Raw genomic sequence first — 1,080 nt, forward strand, 5'->3', positions numbered from 1 at the left:
GAAACATGCACCGGCTTTGGTTCGTATTGCGGGGACGGCAAGCTCGGCCTGGGCGAGTCCTGCGATGCCGGCCTTCAAAACGGGGCCTATTGCGGGAGCGGCTGCAATCCGCAAAACTCCTGCAACCTTACCTGCAATGGTCCGGCGCCGTATTGCGGCGACCTTACCACTACGGCTCCGGAACAGTGCGACGGCAACGCTCTTTCAACGCCCAAGGCTTTGTGCACAAAAGGCGATGCCGCGAAACTCGATACGCCATGCGATACCGACGCGGATTGCGGAACAGCCGGGAAGTGCGGACCCGATCTTGTTGCGTCGTCTCAGGATCCGAATTGGGGCAATATCTTTATCACAAACGGGCCGGTTGCCTGCGGGACCACGAGTGTTTGCGCAGGGCCGGGGGGGAGATGCAAGGCGGGAAGCGCGAGTACCGGCTTTACCCCCTGTCTTACGGATGCGGACTGCCCGAGTGACACCTGCTTCCTTACGCAAGGACATCGTTGCGGGAACGATACGGTTTGCGGAGCGGGAACGTGCGTGGGTACGTACCAAATGGTACATACGCGCGCCTGCGGGAATCCGGGGTCGTCCAATGCCTGCACATTCGGCCAATGGTCGGATTGCCATCCGGAGGATTATTGCGGAGACGGTGTAAAACAAGCGAGCGAGCAGTGCGATGACGGCAATACGGATAATAATGACGCCTGTACCAATGCCTGCACGCTCAATGTGTGCGGCGACGGCGCCGTCTTTAAAGGCGTTGAGGAATGCGACCAGGGTTCGCCGTTTATCGGCGGGTCAAACGGCAAGCCCTGCACCACGGCGGAATACGGCGCCACATGTACGAGCTGCACCACAAGCTGCAAAATCGTGCTTACGCAGGGCGGGTATTGCGGGGACGGCATTAAACAGCCGAATACGGCCGAGCAATGCGATACGGCCGGAAATACAAGCGTTCCGGTGGCCGACCCAAACCTTACATGCAAAGGACTAGGCTTCGACTATGCCAAACAGCATACAAAGGTGACAGCCACGAGCGTTCCAAACGCGGTTCCCGGCGGCGGATGCTATATCATCAAG

General features: G+C 59.0%; 1 protein-coding gene. It reads left to right on the forward strand.

The window, feature by feature from the left end; all coding sequences use genetic code 11:
• Positions 1-537: 537 nt before the first annotated feature.
• Positions 538-1,080: DUF4215 domain-containing protein (locus HRF49_02995; GenBank protein ID MEP0813617.1), on the forward strand; the 543-nt coding region annotated here is incomplete at its 3' end.

This window comes from bacterium, from assembly GCA_039961635.1.
In the GTDB taxonomy this organism is placed as follows: domain Bacteria; phylum 4484-113; class 4484-113; order JAGGVC01; family JAGGVC01; genus JABRWB01.